Raw genomic sequence first — 19256 nt, 5'->3', positions numbered from 1 at the left:
GTAGGAAGTAGACTATCGATGATTCGCGTTACGTGTACGCGAAAATTTGCACCCACGTCGTAACGAAAAGGGGCTTCTATGCAGCATGCTTCCCATGCCACGGACGACCGAGCCGCACTTCCGACAGCACCTTGGGCAATCGAGAGAACTGCTTTGACCGAGACACTAGCTGTAGATCCTAAACACGGCTTGAGCTCGGAAACCGCAAAGGAACGCCTCTCCCGATACGGATTGAACCGTCTATCAGAAACCGAGGCTGACCCGGCGTGGAAAATGCTGCTCGTTCAATTTAAGAGCCCGCTTCTAATAATCCTTATGGTGGGAGCGGTTATTTCGGCTTTCACTGGACATTGGATCGACGCCGTGGCGATTTTTGTGATCGCAATCTTCAATGCCTTCATCTCGTTTTGGCAAGAGTTCAAGGCAGAACAATCACTCGCCGCACTTCGCGAGATGTCGGCCCCTCAGGCTTTGGTAAGAAGAGATGGTGACCAGGTACAAATCGCTGCTTCTGATCTGGTTCCCGGCGACATATTGATAGTTAAAACAGGTGATATCCTCGCCGCTGACATTCGCTTTCTTCAAGCCAGCAGAATGCAGGCCGACGAAGCTGCACTGACCGGAGAGTCCGAACCTGTGGACAAACATGATCGCAAGATCAACGATCGGGAGGTCGTTCTTGCCGATCGCCTCAACATGGGCTTCATGAGTACCCTTGTCACAGGTGGAACCGGCGAAGGCGTCGTAGTTGGAACTGGTATGAGAACCGAGGTTGGCCATATCGCGGATCTGATGTCAGCAGCTAAGGAACCAAAGACGCCGCTGCAGCTCAAAATCGAAGCGCTTTCGAAGGTACTTATTATCGCGGCGCTTATCGTCGTGGCTATCGTCATTGGCATCGGCGTTATCAACGGCATGGACCTCGCTGAAATGCTAAATACAGCAATTTCTCTGTCAGTAGCTGCCATTCCAGAGGGCCTACCAACTGTCGTCACAATACTTTTGACGCTCGGATCTCAGAACATGGCTTCGAATAACGCTCTGGCGCGAAAACTGTCTTCGGTGGAAACGTTAGGCGCCACGTCTGTTATCTGCTCGGACAAGACTGGAACTCTTACACAAAACCAAATGCAGGTGATGCGCATTTGGGCTGGGGGCGAAACCTGGGACGTTAGTGGCGCTGGCTTTGACCCGTCAGGGGAATTTCTGGACTCGAAAAACGAAGCCACAAAGGTCGAAGAGGGGACACCGTTATGGCCTGTGCTGATGATCTCTGCTTTTTGCAATGATGCCCGGCTGATTGGTGAAGGCGCTGACACCTCAGTGCAAGGTAACCCGACTGAAGGTGCGCTTCTGGTCGCTGCGGCAAAGGCTGGAATTGATGTCGAAGAATTGAGGGCTCGTCGGAGTGAGGCTCTTCAATCTTTCCCCTTTGATTCAACACGAAAAATGATGTCCGTCTTTGCACAGCTCCCCGACGGGCGGACTGTTTTGGTTGCAAAAGGAGCGCCTGACGTAATTTTGTCGCGAGCGGTTAAGGTCCGCATTGGCGAGGAGGAGTGCCAAATAACGCCAGAACTACGAGCTGACATAGAAAATGTCATTGACAGCTTTGGCGAGCGGGCTCTCAGAACTTTGGCGGTAGCGTATCGCGAAGTCTCTCCAGACGAACTGGATCACAACAACCCAGAACAGGAAATCGTGCTCGCTGGTATCCATGGTATTATGGATCCCCCCCGACAAGAAGTCCCGCATGCCGTAGCAGAAGCCACTAGTGCCGGAATCCGTACGGTTATGATTACTGGGGATCACGCGGTCACCGCCAAGGCTATAGCCGAGCAAATCGGCGTACTGTCGGGTTCACAGCAAGCAGTATTCACGGGTGCCGAGCTCGACCAAATGAAAGATGAAGATCTAAATAGCGCTGTGAAGAACGCAGCTGTATTTGCACGCGTGACGCCCGAGCACAAACTTCGCATCGTTAAAGCACTTCAGACCAATGGTGAAGTGGCCGCGATGACAGGAGATGGCGTGAACGATGCGCCTGCGCTTCGCGCGGCTGACATAGGTGTCGCCATGGGGATTACCGGGACACAGGTTGCCAAGGACAGCGCCGCGTTGATTCTTCTGGATGATAACTTCACGACTATTGTCACGGCGGTTCGTGAGGGCCGGAGAATCTTTGACAATCTACTGAAATTCGTCCGGCAAGCTCTGACTGCCAACGTTGCGGAAGTTACAACCATTCTTTTCGCTTTTCTGCTGATGGGAGCAGATCCCCTCCTTCCCATCACACCGCTTATGATCCTCTGGGTGAACTTAGTTTCAGATGGCTTACCAGCACTGGCGCTGGGATTTGAAAAAAGCGAGCCTGATCTAATGAGACGTCCGCCACGCCCGCGCGACGAGGACATGTTTGGCGGTGGAATGAAAGAGCGGATTCTGATCAGGGGCAGCGCATTGGGTCTTCTGACCTACTACGTGTTTCAAGAGTTTCTCGAACGCGGCGCCTCTCTGGAGCACGCACAAACAGCTGCCTTCATGACTCTCATATTTGCGCAAATCTGGCATGTATTTGACGCGCGAACTACAACGACACTTTACCGCAAGTCGCCGCTTGGCAACACAATGCTCCTAGGCGCAGTCGGCATTTCAATCGTTTTATCGTTGTTGGCAATTTACTCTGCTCCGGGCCATTTCGTTCTGGGCACGGTTCCATTGCCTCTTTCACATCTGTTGGGAACGTTCTTTGTCGCGGCGCTTCCAACACTCGTGCTTTCCGGTCTGAAAGAGATGTTCAATCTTAAATTCGTTTGAGTGGAAAGAGTGTGGGTTTAAATTGTTAACCCTAATATGGTGGTCACTTGTTTTGTTTGGAAAGGAGGATCTTGCTAAGTTTGTCGACGGAGTGATCTAACCTCTTTGGCCTCTCGGAGTGGTTTGCGACGCGTCTTTAAGCGAACTCAAGAATAGTCATCGGCTTCTGTCGATTGGCAAGTAGCGTAATAAACAATTCGTGGTTTCTTTTGTGGTTGACCATGAGTATTTCGGAATTTCTTTCGACGGGGCTAGCGAGCCAGTCCTTCAGGACAAAAGACATCTGGCGTTAGAGTGAAGCCAAAAATCGTCGAGGTAAGCTCGGCTGAAATGAAGCACTGATGGTACAAGATATTTCCTTTGGGGAGCAAGCGATGGTGGCGCAGAGAACGCCCGTTTGGATTCTTGACTTAGCAAAGAGGGGGAGGTGATAAATGGAACACAAGGATCCATTTATAGAGAAACTTCAGGTCATAATTCGGTTTGCCGTCCGTATTCTGGCCGTTATGATGGTTCTGGTTATACTACTTGGCGTCTTGGATGTGGCCTGGACCCTATATCAAAAACTAATCAATCAGCCTGTATTCATACTAACAATCTCTGAAATATTAGCTACTTTTGGCGCCTTCATGGCGGTGCTAATTGCCATCGAAATATTCGTAAACATCACAATCTATCTTCGCGACGATGTAATCCATGTTAAGATAGTGGTTGCGACGGCGCTCATGGCCGTCGCACGAAAGGTCATTATACTCGATACAGAAAAAACCAGTGGACTGGATTTGGTCGGCCTGGCACTTCTAGTGGTTGCTTGTTCACTCGCCTATTGGCTGGTTCACGATATGCCGTCCTTTAGTGTTCGGTTTGGGCGAACGAAAAGCGCCGAACAATCCAAGGAAGAATAGTAGTGCCAATTCTTTTTGTCCTCAGGGAACAATGCACTCAAGACACTTATTTGTATGGCGATGAGTGGGTGAACTTCTATTGCAACATTTTGACTAATTGAGAGCATGAAAGTACGTCTCCATATCGGCGTTGCGACTTTATTCACGTTCCTCACGTTAGCCGTAACAACAATGCTTGTTGCCATTCTTTATTTTGGCAACAAGGAACTGGCCATTCGTACCGTTAAAGAGAGGATGGTCGAGGCCAGAAGTCAGTCAGTCGATGAGATGCTAACCGTAGTACGTGGAGCGGGAAGTGTCGTGTCTTCCGCGTCCGTCTTTCTTTCAAATTTTTCGGAGTATGCTGGCTCACGTGCAGGTTTGGACGTGCTCTATTCGCAGATTCAAGGCAATGAGCACTACTATGGCTTGTATTTTGGAGAAGAGAAATCCGGAGACTTTTATCAGAATATAAACCTTCCAAAACACTGGAAAACTTTTGGACCAAGCGCGCTGCCAGTGCCGGAAGGAGTAGATCGCGTCCAACGGATAATTTCCGAACAATCTGGTGAGCGCGTAGAAGCTTACTTTTGGTCGAATGGCAGTTCGTTAGCCACCCCATTTCTTAGTGGAACCACTGTCTATGATCCTCGAACGCGCCCTTGGTATCGCGGGGCGTTCGAGCAAAGCGGCGTTTACGTTTCGCCGCTTTATCAGTTTGAGAGCACAGGGCGTCTGGGCGCAACGTTCTCAAAAACCGTAGTCGACAACGACGGAAATATGCTTGGCGTCGTTGCGCTCGACATAACAATATCGGCACTTTCGCAAATCCTAGATGATATCAGGATCGGCGATCATGGTTTGGTTTTCATGCTGGATCGCGAAGGTCGCCTACTTTCGTACACCAGCACGCGGTCCGAAGGTGGAGAGCCGCGCTTCGTAAGTTCCAATACGAACGGGTCAATTGAAGGTAGTAGCAAAATTATTGACAGTGTCATTGAAAGATGGCGAACCAGTCAGCAGGATTTTTTCCGCGTAGCTCCAGCATCCGATGAAAGAAACTATATCGCATCTGTGATGCCAATTCCTGAAGTCTTCGGTGCCCAACCTACTCTCGGGCTAATAGTGCCGGAAGATGAGTTTATCGGAGAAATAAAAAGAAACACGACTCGCGCCATGCAAATAGGTGTACTTGCTTTGGTTCTGGCTGTCTCATTTACCTTTGTAGTCGCCCGTCTTTTGAGCAAAAATCTTGTTCGCGTGGCAACGGAAGCGAGAAAAGTCAGTAACTTTGAGCTAAGTGAGAACTTGAACCTGAAATCAAATATTCAGGAAGTCGCCGAACTCGGAGCAGCCATTGCAAGTATGAAAGCTGGATTGTCGAGTTTCGGTGCGTTCGTACCAAAGGAGCTGGTGCGCTCTATCCTTTCAAAAGCAGAGAGAATTAGTGTTGGGGGAGAGTCGCGCGATGTAACCCTTATGTTTGCCGACCTCAAAGGGTTTACGCGCCAGACCGAGGGACTTGAACCCGAAGTTCTGATGTCTGCTTTGTCCGAGTATTTCGAAGCAATGGAAAAAGAGATATCCGGTAATCAGGGTACAGTGGATAAGTACATTGGAGATGCCATTATGGCTCTATGGAACGCTCCACTCGATGATTCTGATCACCCTGTTCATGCTTGTCGAGCAGCTTTGGCGTGTTTACTGGCTGAGGCGAAACTCAATTCTGACAATGGAGCGTTACCCTTACGTCCGTTGCACACACGTTTTGGCCTACACACCGGTCGCGTAGTGGTCGGTAATGTCGGGTCTCTCTCAAGATTGCAATACACTGCGCTTGGTGCTGCCGTTAATTTTGCTTCCAGACTAGAAGGGTTGAACAAAGTTTACGGTACAAGGATTCTTATATCGGAAGACGTGGCTGTTCATGTCAAGAACAGGTTTTTGCTGCGCGAAATTGACTTTGTCGTGCCTGCCGGGACTAGCTTTCCTAGTCGTATCTTTGAACTAATCGCGGAAAAAGATGATGAGGGTGGTTTTCTGGTGAGCGCAGCCAAGAAACGCGAACTCGAAGAATGGCGCGCATGCTATGCCTTGTATCAGTCTGGAAAATGGGCTGATGCATTAGACGCCCTCCAGAGGCATCGAGAAATCGCAGCTAACAAGCGTCTTGTAGATGTCTTTATCGAACGTTGCAGCAGTTTTGCGTTTAAACCACCGGCCGCTTGGGATGGTGTTTACCGTTTCGAGAGGAAATGAATGAGAAGCGCAGCAAACCATCATTCCGATGGGCCTCAGGCCAATCATGCGCTTGCAATCAAATTGCCCCCGTCAAATCAGGCCAACCAAAAACGGGCATTGCTTCGGATAGCGGCGTATCTTCAGTCCGAGCCAGAAAACGGGCAACCTTAGTACCAAGTCTACCACAAGCATCGCCAGAAAGATCTAAATTCGAAGTGTTCCTCTCGTGGCGAGGATGGGAAAATCGCGGGTCATTTCACGAGAAGTCTTTAAGAGCTCTGTGCCAAAGGCTGCCGGGCTCCGGATGCTCGATATGTTCATTGGACTTTTTATGGATATGCAAACCGATGTGGCAAGGATCATCGTAAAAGAATTGCCAGGGAACGTCGCGAAAAACGTCAAAATTCTTCGCGTCAGACCAATGATAGAAGGTCGCTGGTGGTTGTGCATGACCATAAAGGTCGTATCTTTTTGCAAGCTGCCGGAAGGCCTCGTTGCCATAGATCGTAATCCCAAGGTCCGAAGCGGAATAGGATGTTCCGGTCAGGCGATACCACATTGGACGCAAAATGCGGCGTTTATATTCAAGCCAGTCTGGCACCAGACTATCCTGCTCAAGTAGACGCTCATATTCTCCAATAATCGGGTTTCCGGGGGGAAGGTAGAAAACAGATGCGCCGATTCCGCCGGATACCTCTCGCACGAAATAGACGTCATCTGAAGGATATTCAAAGGGGCGAAACATCAACACATCACTATCAAGCCACAAACCTCCGCCAGCCCGTTGCAGAAAGACCCTGAAAAAATCACTGAATTGAACAGTTGGCAGCCAGGTAGCTTGATCTTTTTTCGCCACAGGCACCAGCCGCTGGACTAACGCCCGATCAAGTACTTCGTTGCCGTCCCTGATTTCGACGCCAGGCGGTGCATTCGGAATGTCCCCATAGGTGTATAAGGTGACAGGCATATCTGTGGCGAGCATTGAAGAAATACAAACCCGGTCAACTAACCTCAAAGGGCCGTCGAACCACATTGTGGCCAGCTTGTTCGCCATTTTTTGTTTTCCTTAAGCCTGATAAAAGTAGCTTTCCAAAGGATAATCTACAACCGGACCTGGTGTCTTGTACTAACCGATTTTATTGTTGGATGTTGTGGTCAAGGCTTGGTCCAAATAACAGCCGCTCGTCAGATCGGAACGAAGAGCCGCTCCGAGCCATTTCTTGTTCCCCCTTCTCGGCAAAAGTAGTGGCCCAACTCTAGGGGGCAAAGACACCGTGGCATCCAAATGAGTTAACCCATACTAGACATTTGCACATAAGCCCGGCCTAATAGGCTTTGCTTTTATCTAACTGAGTTAGCTACCCATGGTGCAAGGATGTGGTTTTCTTTCCTCGCCAAGCGACTCTTGCTATCAACTATCAGCCTACTTTGCGTCTCAATGTGTTTTGATCTCGACATAGGATAATTCGTACCTCCAATGGAATGGAAACCGGACAAAGAAGGAAAACCCATGCGCTTGCTATCTGTACTTATTGCAACGGCTCTTTTCACAACCGGAGCGGTTGCTCAGACAATCGAAAGGATAACAAAAAACAACGAAATCCGATTTGGTTTTCGAACAGACGCTGCGCCACTATCTTACCTCAACGATCAAGGTCGGCCGTTTGGATTGTCACCGTTAATCTGCGATCGGGTCGCGCAGAGTCTTGCGAAGAAGCTTGAATTAAAGGAATTAAACGTCCAGTTCATTCCGGTCGACGCCAAGGATCGTTTCGACAAAATTGCCTCAGGAGAAGTCGATGTGCTTTGTGGGGCTGCAACCATAACACTTTCCCGTCGCGAAGTTGTTGATTTTTCGATTCCAATTTATGTCGACGGCACGTCCATATTACTGCCAATCGAGGCCGAGGGCACCATGAGTGCGCTAGCGGGTAAGAGGGTTGGCATGAGAAGCAACACAACAACAGAGGCATCCGTTCTCAATTCCTTTGAGGCGGCAAGTATCGATGCAAATATGGTACGGTTCGCCTCACACCCAGACGGCATCAAGGCGCTGCGAGACGGCGAAATCGATGCGTATTTTGCAGATCAGTCGATTTTATTAGTCAACTACATTGCTGCCGGGCTAAAGGGCAAATTCAAGTTATCCCAAGAAATATTGACGATAGAAAAGCAAGGATTAGCGATACCGAAAGGAGATTATGATTTTCGATTGCTTGTAGATCGAATTTTGTCAGAGATGTATGCTCAAGGTACAATGGAGGAGATTTTCCGTATTGCCTTGCCGGGGATAGAGCCCAGCGAAGCATTGAAAGCTCTGTATGTTATCGCCCCTACCAATCCTTGACACGTATCGCATAAAACAGTGCTTTTTTGCGTGTCAATTTCGCGCTGCGATTTAGGCTGAGATACCTGCAGAGCAAACGTTGGACAAAGTTAAATCAAGGTCTGCTATCGGAAATTGATAACCCCCTTGATGAAATCTTCGAGGGGACCGCAGTCGCTAAAGCCAGCCAGATTAGGGGTCAGGCCGCATTCTATTCAACATTTACGGCTTGGGCTGTGTGCGACGGTCCACCGATATTAGTGTCTACGCGTACAGACGACTGAAAGTTATGAACCGATGGGGGGCTAAAAATCAGGGCATAAACACTTCAACTAAATTCGCGTTTAGTTTGTAAGTGGACTCCACGTTTGCCTGGCCGTCGTAGAATACAACATCGCTAATTCTGCTTTCAGCTAACAGTTCGCCTTCGATCCAAAATGCTTCGAAAATCGACTTAAATTCAACGCCGCTGGGGTAATCAACATGAATGATCTGGTTCGGCGGCTGCGAAGGTGTGTGAACGCAAGATCCAGCGACCGGGACAAATAGGAACTCAGTGACAACTCGTCCACTGAGTGTAAGCGGCACTATGTACCCAGGCAGCTTGATCGCCGTACCCAGCTTTTCTAAGTTTGGACCACGCCCGATTGAGTTGTTATGCGCAATGATCTTTCGGCGCTCGAGCATCAGCTTTTCAACGTCGATTTCATTCGCCGCGAGAACACCTGTGGCTGCATTGTATTCTTTGACAAAATCAGGATCAGAGCGCGTAGCGGTTCCGGACGTTCGCCAACGAATTTGCGTTCTCATTGCGTTCAACAACGGATCCGGCAGGGTTTCAAATGGGGCTTCCAGAGACTTCAGTGTTGGCTTCAAGTCAAGCCAGCTATCCGCTACTTGTTTCTGAATAGATCTATCCAGCGCAGTGGAGTTTGAAGTGTCAGAAAAGTCATGCGCGCGCCGAGACATGTCAAAACGCTTCGCCCCTGAAGGAGAGGTTTGGACAGCAGGTTCTGGCGAACCTTGGGCAACCTCTGCCTGAGCAGCATTCACATCTGCGAACGCACATACAAAAACTATCAGAGCGATCAGATTGCTTGTCATTTCAGAGCTCTAAAGTTTCCTATTTTAGTAGCATTGCAGCCTAGTTCATCGCACTGGCCCAATTTGCGAAGGTACGTTTATTGCCGCGTTTCAAAGACCATCTTCATATGTGAATACTCCGCCCTTCATCGTGGCGACAATCTTCACATCCGCGATGTCAGAAGGAAGCACCGAGAAAAGGTCGTCTTCTAGAATAACCAGGTCAGCATACTTGCCAAACTCCAAGCTTCCGATCTTGTCCTCCATCCTCGCTTCATACGCACCACCAAGCGTTGCGGCGTATATACATTGGTCGAGCGTGAGGGCCTGATATACCGGTGGGAAGATACGATCATCGTCCGGATTAGACGGATCGCGCCGTGTAACGGCTGCTTCACATAGTGTTAATACACCCATGAGGCTAGGATCGGTGCTGGGAACGTCTGCGCCTATACTGACGGGTGCGCCCGCGTCCATCAAAGTGCGGATGCGTTGAAATTCGGAAACCGTCCTTTCAAGGCCCATGATTTCCATGGCACCGTCAAGCCCACCGCTCCAAGTCGTGCCCCAAATCGGGGTGATATTGGACAGGATATTGTGCTGTATGATGCGTTCAATTTCATCTGGATGCGCAAAAGCTAAGTGTTGAAGCGAATTGCGGGCTTCGGTGTATCCAGCTTTCTGAGCGTTGACATATGAGTCAACAGTTTCGCGAACGGTTTTTGAGCCATCAACATGCACAGAGACGTCAAGCCCGGCTGCGTTTGCTTTGAGGACAATTTCATCGGTGAGGGCTGCTGATACACCTCGCACCGCCTTTTTTTCAGGCAGGTCCAGCCAAGGCTCGAGCATGACCGATGCATGGCTTGTGTGAACCCCTTCCGGGTGTATCTTAATTCCAAGCACGCGAACTTCATCGTTGTCGAATGAAGACTTCAGTTCCAAAGTATTGGCCACCGCATCGTCGGCATTGAAATCGTCACCTTTGACAAGGGTCATCATCAACGTACGAAGCTTGAGTGTGCCTTCGTCAGCTTGTGCTTGCAGGATTTCCAATGCCTTTTTAGTGTCATCTTTGTGTTTAGCCTGAGACTTGATGTTCGGTGTCACTAGGCCTTGGTTAATGTAAGTGGTGTAGCCAAATTTCGCGGCCAAATCATAAAGCTCTGTTTGGCTCTCTGGGATCATCGTATCCGGCTGCCATGCACCAGATTCCACATAGGCCCCCATCCACGCAAATTCTTTCGCGTAGCCCGTTGGGTTACCCTCGCCATCTCTTACAAAATAGATCAAACCCGGAACTGGGTCGGGGGTGTCTTTGTTCACGCCTCCCATTTCCATAGCTTTGGTGTTCAGCCATGCGTCATGAATGGTGTAATCTTGCAGGAACACGGGTCTGTCAGGAACGATTGCATCCAAATCGGCAGCCGTGAACTCACCGCCCATCAGAGTCGCGTTCCATCCAATGCCACGGATAAACTCCTCGTCGGGATTGGCGTCCGCATACTCTTTAATTAACTTGAGATAATCCTCTTTGGATTGACCAGAGCCCAATTGGACACCCAATTGCGTCCACCCGGATGCGACAAGGTGTTCGTGGCCGCTGACAAAGCCCGGCAGAACCGTTTGTCCTTGAAGATCGATGACCGTTGTTTCTTCTCCAATCAGGGATTGGACTCCATCATCGGAACCAACGTAGAAGATTTGCGTTCCCATAATAGCAACTGCTTCAGCCTCAGGCCGTGATGCATCCATAGTGTAGATGTTGCCATTCAATAAGACGGTATCAGCGGTTTGGGCTACAGAGTTTGTGGCGAAAGAGGTCAATAATCCGACTGCTATCATCATCCACTTCATCATTCGCACTCCCAATCCGAAGAAAAGACTAATTGAAGCATGAAACATAATGTCTGCATGTCAAATAAATTTTCTTCGCCTCACTCCTTGTCAGAGGGCTCAGCAGCCAGACGGTCAAAAGTTCACTGACACAGAGCGAAATGGCCGATTTTCTCAACCAAACGAGCGAAGTGCAAAAGTTCAAATGGTGTTGGAAAAAACGAGTCACACAGATATCGCGACCAAATGGAAATTTCACAAAGGTTGCAGGGCACAAGCATCCCTCAAAGTGTAGCGGGCAGCAAAGTCTTTCAGTTCGGAGACCTCCAACTGTCCAGACAATATCCGGCCCCCGCTCCTTCCCCCCGTCATGCGGGAGAAGGCCCTTCGTTTTCAGGTTCGTATCCGCGCGATGCCTTTTGTCGGAGGCCAGCCGCTTCCCCGCAGGCTTCTCACCTGCCCCGCTTTGACCGCGCACGGTCTCGGCGGTCCCCGGTCCGACGAGTGTCTGAAGACGCCCGTCGGCCGGTGGGTTCCGTAGTCGCGTTTCTGCACCGGGCCAGAAGGAGCCGCGTCGGTGCGGGATGGGGTAGTCCCCGAACCATAGTTCACTATTGGAGGCCGGTCGTGAACGTACCGTGGTCACCGCTTTTTTTGATCGTTTGCGAGGGAAAGCAGCAAGCATAAACCGGGCGCAACGGAGACGAGGAGACCCGTCCCGGCCCGGAACGTCCGATTTTTCGTTCTTGCTGACTAAGTGTATTGATCTGTTTTTTTGTTCCTTGTGTTTCGCTCGTCCGCCAACTTAAAAAGCCGCAGCTGTCTCGAAGCGCTGTAGCCTATCAAAAGCGCGGGCGTTTTGGGTCAGCGCTTCAAGTCAGAACCTGGTACCAAATTGTTCTCTTCCTGTTCTTTTGTTTGTGTGCAACGTTTGAATGGATCGCCTTGTGTCATCCAGCCCGATTTTTCGGCAAGCAGAGTTGCTGTGATGCACATTGGCTTTTGGACGTGTGGCTCGAATGCAGAGTGTACAAAGCGGAGAATAAGATGAGCGCTGACTTGGACGCTGGCCTGAACGATCAAGGCGACGTTGAAGATGATGAAGGTGACTATTCGGTCTACCCGCACATGGATGGGATCAAATGCTCGCTGTCATGGAAGCTCGGCAGTTATGGCGAACGCGGTACTCTCTCTGATGACATGATCGAGAGCTTGGCCGAACGGTTTGGCCTGCCAACTCAGCTCGTACGCAAACTCTCTGTGCTTCTTGGGAACTGCCTCAATAACGACGACGACATCGCAATCAACCTGACTGAGGTCCGACGCTCGCAAGCGATTGAACGAGGTCAAAAGTACCTCAAGCAACTTTTGCGGAAAGCCAAACAGAGTTCCATTGGTCCCCAAGAGCTCCGGAACGCATTGGGCTCGCTTTCGACTTGTTTCGCGTCGACGCCAGAAGACGCAGGCCTTCTTCCCCAAGTGCTCGACAAGCTTGAGACCGCAACGACACTTACTCAGGATGTCATCGATGACATTCGACGCATCCATGGGACACCTGGTGCGATTGCGGAGATGTCGCCCCGGGACAAGCGGTTCTCGCGCGACAAACGCCGTCAGTACATTGTCGAGAGCTGCTGTTACATCTGGAAAGATGCCGGTCGCCCCCTAACCTATACGACATACTCAGACGGTCGCCCCGGAGGACAACGGCAAGGTCCGCTCGTCAACTTTATCCAGGCTGTCGTGAAGATGATCACCGAGCCGGGGCAAATCCTGAGCGGTGAGACGATCCGCGTGGACATTGACGGTTTTCGCGACAAGCTTGAGCGCGAAGAGCAAGAGCGTTGGGCGCCGCCGGAATTGGGCAATCAATACACTTAGAATGAGCAAGCCCGCGTTGTCATGGTCATGGCATGACACGCGTTCCTGCCATATCCCCTTCTGACGACCACGCGCACAAGCAGGTTGAGACAGCGATTGACCAGTTGGTCCGATTGCTGGCTGCCCAGGCAGTACAGGAACTGGGCCGGGACGCCTCTGACCAAAAGGAGGCGCATCAGGATGCCACAGATCAATGCCAAGAAGAACCGACCCCGCAAGCTACTGACGGTGAAGGACGTCGCTGAACTGGACAATTGCTCCGAGAAGACGGTGCGCCGTGCGATTGCCGCAGGCCTGCTTGAGGTTATCCGAGTTGGCCCCGGCGGACGCCTCATCCGCATTGATCCGGCAGCTCATGCCGTCTACCGGCAGGCACAGTGCTGGTAGGCAATCGAGATCATTAATGTACATTAATGTCAATAGGTTATGACATTTTCGGGAAGAGGGCTTGCCCGTAAGTTTCTGACTTTCTGTGCTACGCTTTTCCCGAATCGGACCCCCTGTCCACACCCGTCCGCCCGAGACCCGACATGTCCAAAGGAACGTAAACCCGATGACTAGCCAGAGCCCCGTTCCGTTGAGATTGGCCTTCGTCAAAGCCGACACACCGATGTTCGCCGAGCTCATCGACCAACTGCGCTCCGACAGCTCTCTGTCGGACGGACGCCGCCGCGACATGATCTCCGGTCTGCGCCGCGTGGCCAAAGCCCTTGGGCTGCCGCCAGAGGATGTGCCCTGCGACAGTCGCTGGTTGCAGCCCCGTCTGTCCAAAGTCACACCGGCAGCACTCGGTCTTACACCGAAGAGTTGGCAAAACGCGGTGAGTGATGCGCGTGCCGCCCTCGCGCATTTCGGGCTGGTGGAACGGCGCTTCAACCGGATCGATGATCTGTCTCCCGATTGGCAAGCGCTCTGGGCGAATGTATTGGCGTCCGGCGACAAGACATTGCAACCCGCACTCTGCCGCTTCGTGCATTTTCTGAACCGGCAAGGCGTCAAACCCGCCACTGTGCGCAAAGAGCATGCCGCGGCCTATCGAGAAGCCCTTGCGCATAACGAGATCAGCAAATCACCGGATGTCGCGTATCGGGCTGCGGTCAACGGCTGGAACCTGGCGGTCCGACGTATTTCTGAATGGCCCAAGGCCATCCTGCCTCTGGAAACGCGCCAGAAGGTCATCACCTTTCCCGTGACAGCATTTCCTACGCCGTTCCAAAGCGAGCTTGCAAAATTGATGCACCGTCTTGCAACTCCGGACCCGCTGGCAGATGACGGTCAGAACAGGGTACTCCGACCCGCGACCCTGTCCCAATACCAAAGACAGTTGGTTCGGTTTGCCTCCGAACTCGTTCACTCTGGTATCCCGATCGCGGAGATTGGCGGATTGGACGTCCTGATCAATCCGGTGATGGCTGAACAGGGTTTGCGCCAGATGTTATCGCGCACCAACAACCAGACCACAAAGATGATCAGTGAGATCGCCGCGCTGCTCCGCAACCTGGCCCGGATACTTAATGCACCCGATGACGCTCGCGATGCACTGGCCGGGCTTGCCACGCGCCTGGCGGTCAAACCTCAGAATGGCATGACCCAAAAGAACCGAAGCCGGCTGCGGGTGTTGCAAGAGGATCGGCATCAACAGCGCCTGCTGCTCCTGCCTGAACGGATTTTCGCGCGACCACGCGGCATGTCCAAACCGTATGGCTGGGCTCTGGCGCGCGAAGATGCACTCGCCATCGCCATCTTGCTGGTCTGCCCGGTTCGCGTGAAGAACCTGGCTGGCATCCACCTGGAACGCCACCTGCACCGTCCTGGTGATGGCCGAGCCTACCTGGTTCTGGAAGACGGCGAGACCAAAAATGAGCGACCTGTCGAGTTCGAGATCCCGCGTGATGTATTGCGCATGATCGACGTGCATCTCAAATCTCGCTGTCCGGAACTCTGCCCCGCGGGAACGCCTTGGCTGTTTCCCCGGAGGGATGGTCAGCATTCGGTTGATCCTGGCGTTCTGTCTGCGCGCGTCTCCAAACGGATTCGGAAGGAAACGGGGTTGGAGATGAATGCCCACCTGTTTCGGCATTTTGCGGTGATGAACTGGCTCGACGCCAATCCCGGCGGCTATGGCTTAGGGACCTCTCACACACCCGGCCGATGACCCGGTTGATGTTCATTGACGGCGTGTTGCGTATCCTCTCCGCGGCTGACCCGACACAGGACTGGTCCGCTCAGCGGAGATTGAAAGCGGGATTGAAGCGCGCCGCAGGACGGGGTGATCGGGATCGCAAACTTGGGCGTGTGTTGTCCAGCGAGGTTCTATTCAAGGCGGGAATGTCTCTAGCGACGGGTCATGCAGAAGCGGAGCCAACACCGCTGCGCCGTATGATATGCCTGCGGGATGGCACCATGATAGCCATGCTGGCTTTGATGCCGATGCGGCGACGCGCCTTTGCCGGCCTTCGGATTGGAGATCATCCGGGGCCTTATCGAACGTGTCACGGTCGAGCACACCAACGAGGGCGTTCAGATCGAACTGGAGGGTGCCCTGGCAGCAATGATTGGGTTGGCCCAAAATGAACAAAGCCGCCCTGAGGCGGCTTGTTCGACCCAAGTGGTTGCGGGGAGAGGATTTGAACCTCTGACCTTCAGGTTATGAGCCTGACGAGCTACCGGACTGCTCCACCCCGCGACGCTTTGGTGTGCCTATTGCCTATTCGGCTACTTGAGGCCAGGTATTATTTTCATCGTTTAGAGAGATTTTGGGCTTTTACTAGGTTTGGCGGTGACCTACTCTCCCGGGGCTTAAGCCCAAGTACCATTGGCGCGGCAGTGCTTAACTTCCGGGTTCGGTATGGGACCGGGTGTTTCACTTGCGCTATGACCACCAAACCGAGGAAAAGCCCTCGGTCGACTTTCTTGCTGTTCAAGAAAGCGACTATGCAGGAGGCAGCGTATTCGCTTGCGAATGCGCGGTCCTGCACGGTTGTGTTAATCAATCAGCGTTGTCCAACTCAAGGTTGGTGTATGCTTTGGTCTTGTCTTTCCATTACTGGATCAAATCAAGCCTATCGGGCGATTAGTACCGGTCAACTGAACGCATTACTGCGCTTACATCTCCGGCCTATTGACGTGGTGGTCTTCCACGGCCCTCAGGGAGACCTTGTTTTGAGGGGGGCTTCCCGCTTAGATGCCTTCAGCGGTTATCCTGTCCGATCATAGCTACCCAGCACTGCCGTTGGCACGACAACTGGTCCACCAGTGGATCGTTCACCCCGGTCCTCTCGTACTAGGGGCAACTCCTCTCAAGTCTCCTACACCCACGGCAGATAGGGACCGAACTGTCTCACGACGTTCTAAACCCAGCTCACGTACCTCTTTAAACGGCGAACAGCCGTACCCTTGGGACCTGCTCCAGCCCCAGGATGAGATGAGCCGACATCGAGGTGCCAAACACTGCCGTCGATATGGACTCTTGGGCAGTATCAGCCTGTTATCCCCGGCGTACCTTTTATCCGTTGAGCGATGGCCCTTCCACTCGGGACCACCGGATCACTATGGCCGTCTTTCGACTCTGCTCGACTTGTCAGTCTTGCAGTCAGGCTGGCTTCTGCCATTGCACTCAACGAGCGATTTCCGACCGCTCTGAGCCAACCTTCGCGCGCCTCCGTTACGCTTTAGGAGGCGACCGCCCCAGTCAAACTACCCGCCACGCAGGGTCCCGGATCCGGATAACGGACCGCGGTTAGACATCAAGAGTGCGAAGGGTGGTATCTCAAGGGAGGCTCCACGGACACTTGCGTTTCCGCTTCAAAGCCTACCACCTATCCTGCACATCACAATCCTGATGCCAGTGCGAAGCTGTAGTAAAGGTGCACGGGGTCTTTCCGTCTAACCGCGGGAAGCCTGCATCTTGACAGGCAATTCAATTTCGCTGAGTCGATGTTGGAGACAGCGGGGAAGTCGTTACGCCATTCGTGCAGGTCGGAACTTACCCGACAAGGAATTTCGCTACCTTAGGACCGTTATAGTTACGGCCGCCGTTTACCTGGGCTTCAATTCAAGGCTCTCACCTCTCCTTTTAACCTTCAGGCACCGGGCAGGCGTCAGACCCTATACGTCGTCTTGCGACTTCGCAGAGCCCTGTGTTTTTAATAAACAGTCGCCACCCCCTGGTTTGTGCCCCCAGCCCCTAGTTGCCTAGGAACCGGGCCTCCTTCTCGCGAACTTACGGAGGTATTTTGCCGAGTTCCTTCAACATCGTTCTCTCAAGCGCCTTGGTATGCTCTACCAGTCCACCTGTGTCGGTTTAGGGTACGGTCTGATGGAGGGCTATTTCCAGGAACTGCTCAGCAGCCCAACCAATCCGATAAGGTTGAACTACACCTGCAATCCGTCACATCCTCCTGGCCTAGGAATATTAACCTAGTTCCCATCGCCTACGCCTTTCGGCCTCGGCTTAGGGGCCGGCTTACCCTGCTCAGATTAGCTTTAAGCAGGAACCCTTGGACTTTCGGCGAGAGTGTCTCTCACACTCTTTGTCGCTACTCATGTCATCATTCTCACTAGTGATCTCTCCACCGGATGGCTCACGCCCCGGCTTCATCGAAAGAACCTATGCCTGCGCTACCGCCTATTCGGCTACTTGAGCGCGATTGCGCGCACCAAATGACCGGCGGTAAAAAAGGCAAGGTTCTATGTCACACTACGCTCTGCTACCGATGCTTACGCATCCCTAGACTTCGGCTCATGGCTTGAGCCCCGTTACATCTTCGCCGCAGGACAACTTATTTAGACCAGTGAGCTGTTACGCTATCTTTAAAGGATGGCTGCTTCTAAGCCAACCTCCTGGTTGTTTTGGTCGTCCCACCTGCTTTCCCACTTAGCCATGAATTGGGGGCCTTAGTCGTAGGTCAGGGTTGTTTCCCTCTCCACTACGGACGTTAGCATCCGCAGTGTGTCTGCCATCTAGTACTCCCGGGTATTCGGAGTTTGGTTAGGATCAGTAAGCCTGTGGGGCCCCATTACCCATCCAGTGCTCTACCCCCCGGGGTATTCGGATGACGCTCTACCTAAATAGATTTCGCAGAGAACCAGCTATCTCCGAGTTTGATTGGCCTTTCACCCCTAGGCACAGCTCATCCCGATCCTTTTCAACGGATGTGGGTTCGGTCCTCCAGTAAGTGTTACCTTACCTTCAACCTGGCCATGCCTAGATCACTCGGTTTCGGGTCTGATCCCACGAACTCATGCGCCCTATTAAGACTCGCTTTCGCTACGCCTACACCTAACGGCTTAAGCTTGCTCGTGAGACCAAGTCGATGACCCATTATACAAAAGGTACGCCGTCAGATCTCGAGGATCCTCCGACTGATTGTAGGCGTTCGGTTTCAGGTACTGTTTCACTCCCCTCGTCGGGGTGCTTTTCACCTTTCCCTCACGGTACTGGTTCGCTATCGGTCAGCAAGGAGTACTTAGCCTTCGAAGGTGGTCCTCCGATCTTCAGACAGAATTTCACGTGTTCCGCCCTACTTAATACGTCCATCAAAGCTTCCTATACGGGGCTGTCACCCGCTATGGCCACGCTTCCCAACGTGTTCTAGTCACTTATCTGGCTCGGCTGGTCCCCGTTCGCTCGCCGCTACTAGGGGAGTATCAATTGATTTCCTTTCCTCCGGGTACTTAGATGTTTCAGTTCCCCGGGTTTGCTCTTAAAACCCTATGTATTCAGGTCTTAAGTACCTGTTTAAACCCCATATTGAGTATCTACTCACAACCAGGTTGTGAGGGGATAACAATATGAAGCTTTCAGGTGGGTTGCCCCATTCAGAAATCCATGGATCAAAGCTTATTCTCAGCTCCCCATGGCTTATCGCAGAGTATCACGTCTTTCATCGCCTCTTGCTGCCAAGGCATTCACCAAACGCCCTTCTCGCGCTTGATTTGATCCAGAAAAAGAAAGACATAACATTTTGCGCTACCGCCTATTCGGCTATTTGAGCACAAGTATGTCCATCGCGATCATCCAGCTAGTAACTAAAGATGATCTTTCTTCTGAACCAAAAGCATACTTTCCCGCCTTCCATCCTGGAACCCGCGCTGCCGATGTCGGTCGGCCCCACGCAGAGGATAGAAGACAATGCATAACCGTTAAGTTATGCGGGTTAGTGTACTTGACTTGGACAACTCTGTTC

Annotated in this window: 10 protein-coding genes, 1 tRNA gene and 2 rRNA genes; 7 read left to right on the top strand and 6 right to left on the bottom strand. The window is 52.0% G+C overall.

The window, feature by feature from the left end; genetic code table 11:
* The first annotated feature begins 153 nt into the window (after positions 1–153).
* From I9187_RS09985 to I9187_RS09975, 3 genes are all read left to right on the top strand, one after another.
* On the top strand, positions 154–2817 hold the full coding sequence (locus tag I9187_RS09985; RefSeq protein WP_245223188.1) for a cation-translocating P-type ATPase: 2664 nt from the start codon (positions 154–156) through the stop codon (positions 2815–2817).
* 434 nt (positions 2818–3251) lie between these two features.
* Positions 3252–3722, top strand: a complete 471-nt coding sequence (locus I9187_RS09980; protein ID WP_171230802.1) for a phosphate-starvation-inducible PsiE family protein — start codon at positions 3252–3254, stop codon at positions 3720–3722.
* Positions 3723–3827: 105 nt separating this feature from the next.
* The gene (locus I9187_RS09975; RefSeq protein ID WP_209940160.1) at positions 3828–5960 is read left to right on the top strand and encodes an adenylate/guanylate cyclase domain-containing protein; all 2133 of its coding nucleotides are present in this window, start codon (positions 3828–3830) and stop codon (positions 5958–5960) included.
* Between the two features lie 238 nt (positions 5961–6198).
* Here I9187_RS09975 and I9187_RS09970 read toward each other — a convergent pair whose 3' ends face one another.
* The gene (locus I9187_RS09970; RefSeq protein WP_209940159.1) at positions 6199–6996 is read right to left on the bottom strand and encodes a hypothetical protein; all 798 of its coding nucleotides are present in this window, start codon (positions 6994–6996) and stop codon (positions 6199–6201) included.
* Positions 6997–7419: 423 nt separating this feature from the next.
* Between I9187_RS09970 and I9187_RS09965 the strand changes: the two genes are divergently transcribed.
* Positions 7420–8289: an amino acid ABC transporter substrate-binding protein gene (locus I9187_RS09965; RefSeq protein WP_171239134.1), complete on the top strand. Its 870-nt coding sequence runs from the start codon at positions 7420–7422 to the stop codon at positions 8287–8289.
* Between the two features lie 291 nt (positions 8290–8580).
* Here the strand turns inward: I9187_RS09965 and I9187_RS09960 are convergent, their stop codons facing one another.
* A complete protein-coding gene (locus I9187_RS09960) occupies positions 8581–9372 on the bottom strand; it encodes a DUF3299 domain-containing protein (protein ID WP_171239135.1) in 792 nt (263 codons plus the stop codon).
* 90 nt (positions 9373–9462) lie between these two features.
* Complete coding sequence (locus tag I9187_RS09955) at positions 9463–11211, bottom strand: amidohydrolase (protein ID WP_171239136.1); 1749 nt, start codon at positions 11209–11211, stop codon at positions 9463–9465.
* 1023 nt (positions 11212–12234) lie between these two features.
* On the opposite strand from I9187_RS09955, the gene I9187_RS09950 reads away from it, so the two are divergent.
* The 3 genes from I9187_RS09950 to I9187_RS09940 all read left to right on the top strand — a co-directional run bounded on the left by I9187_RS09950 (position 12235) and on the right by I9187_RS09940 (position 15223).
* Entirely contained in the window at positions 12235–13068 is an 834-nt protein-coding gene (locus I9187_RS09950) for a hypothetical protein (RefSeq protein WP_171178884.1), read from the top strand.
* 180 nt (positions 13069–13248) lie between these two features.
* Positions 13249–13455 carry a helix-turn-helix domain-containing protein gene (locus tag I9187_RS09945; protein ID WP_171178882.1) on the top strand — a complete coding sequence of 69 codons (207 nt, stop codon included), beginning with the start codon at positions 13249–13251 and terminating at the stop codon, positions 13453–13455.
* A 166-nt stretch (positions 13456–13621) separates the two neighbouring features.
* Positions 13622–15223, top strand: coding sequence for a site-specific integrase (locus I9187_RS09940; protein ID WP_209940158.1), 1602 nt, complete (start codon positions 13622–13624; stop codon positions 15221–15223).
* Between the two features lie 454 nt (positions 15224–15677).
* Here I9187_RS09940 and I9187_RS09935 read toward each other — a convergent pair.
* The 3 genes from I9187_RS09935 to I9187_RS09925 all read right to left on the bottom strand — a co-directional run bounded on the left by I9187_RS09935 (position 15678) and on the right by I9187_RS09925 (position 19006).
* Positions 15678–15754 (bottom strand) — tRNA-Met (locus tag I9187_RS09935).
* A gap of 85 nt (positions 15755–15839) precedes the next feature.
* Positions 15840–15954 (bottom strand): 5S ribosomal RNA (gene rrf, locus I9187_RS09930).
* A gap of 166 nt (positions 15955–16120) precedes the next feature.
* Positions 16121–19006 (bottom strand): 23S ribosomal RNA (locus I9187_RS09925).
* Positions 19007–19256 lie beyond the last annotated feature (250 nt).

This window comes from Ruegeria sp. HKCCE4148 (genome assembly GCF_017872495.1).
GTDB lineage: Bacteria > Pseudomonadota > Alphaproteobacteria > Rhodobacterales > Rhodobacteraceae > Ruegeria.
This window is presented reverse-complemented; position numbering and strand designations above follow the sequence as displayed.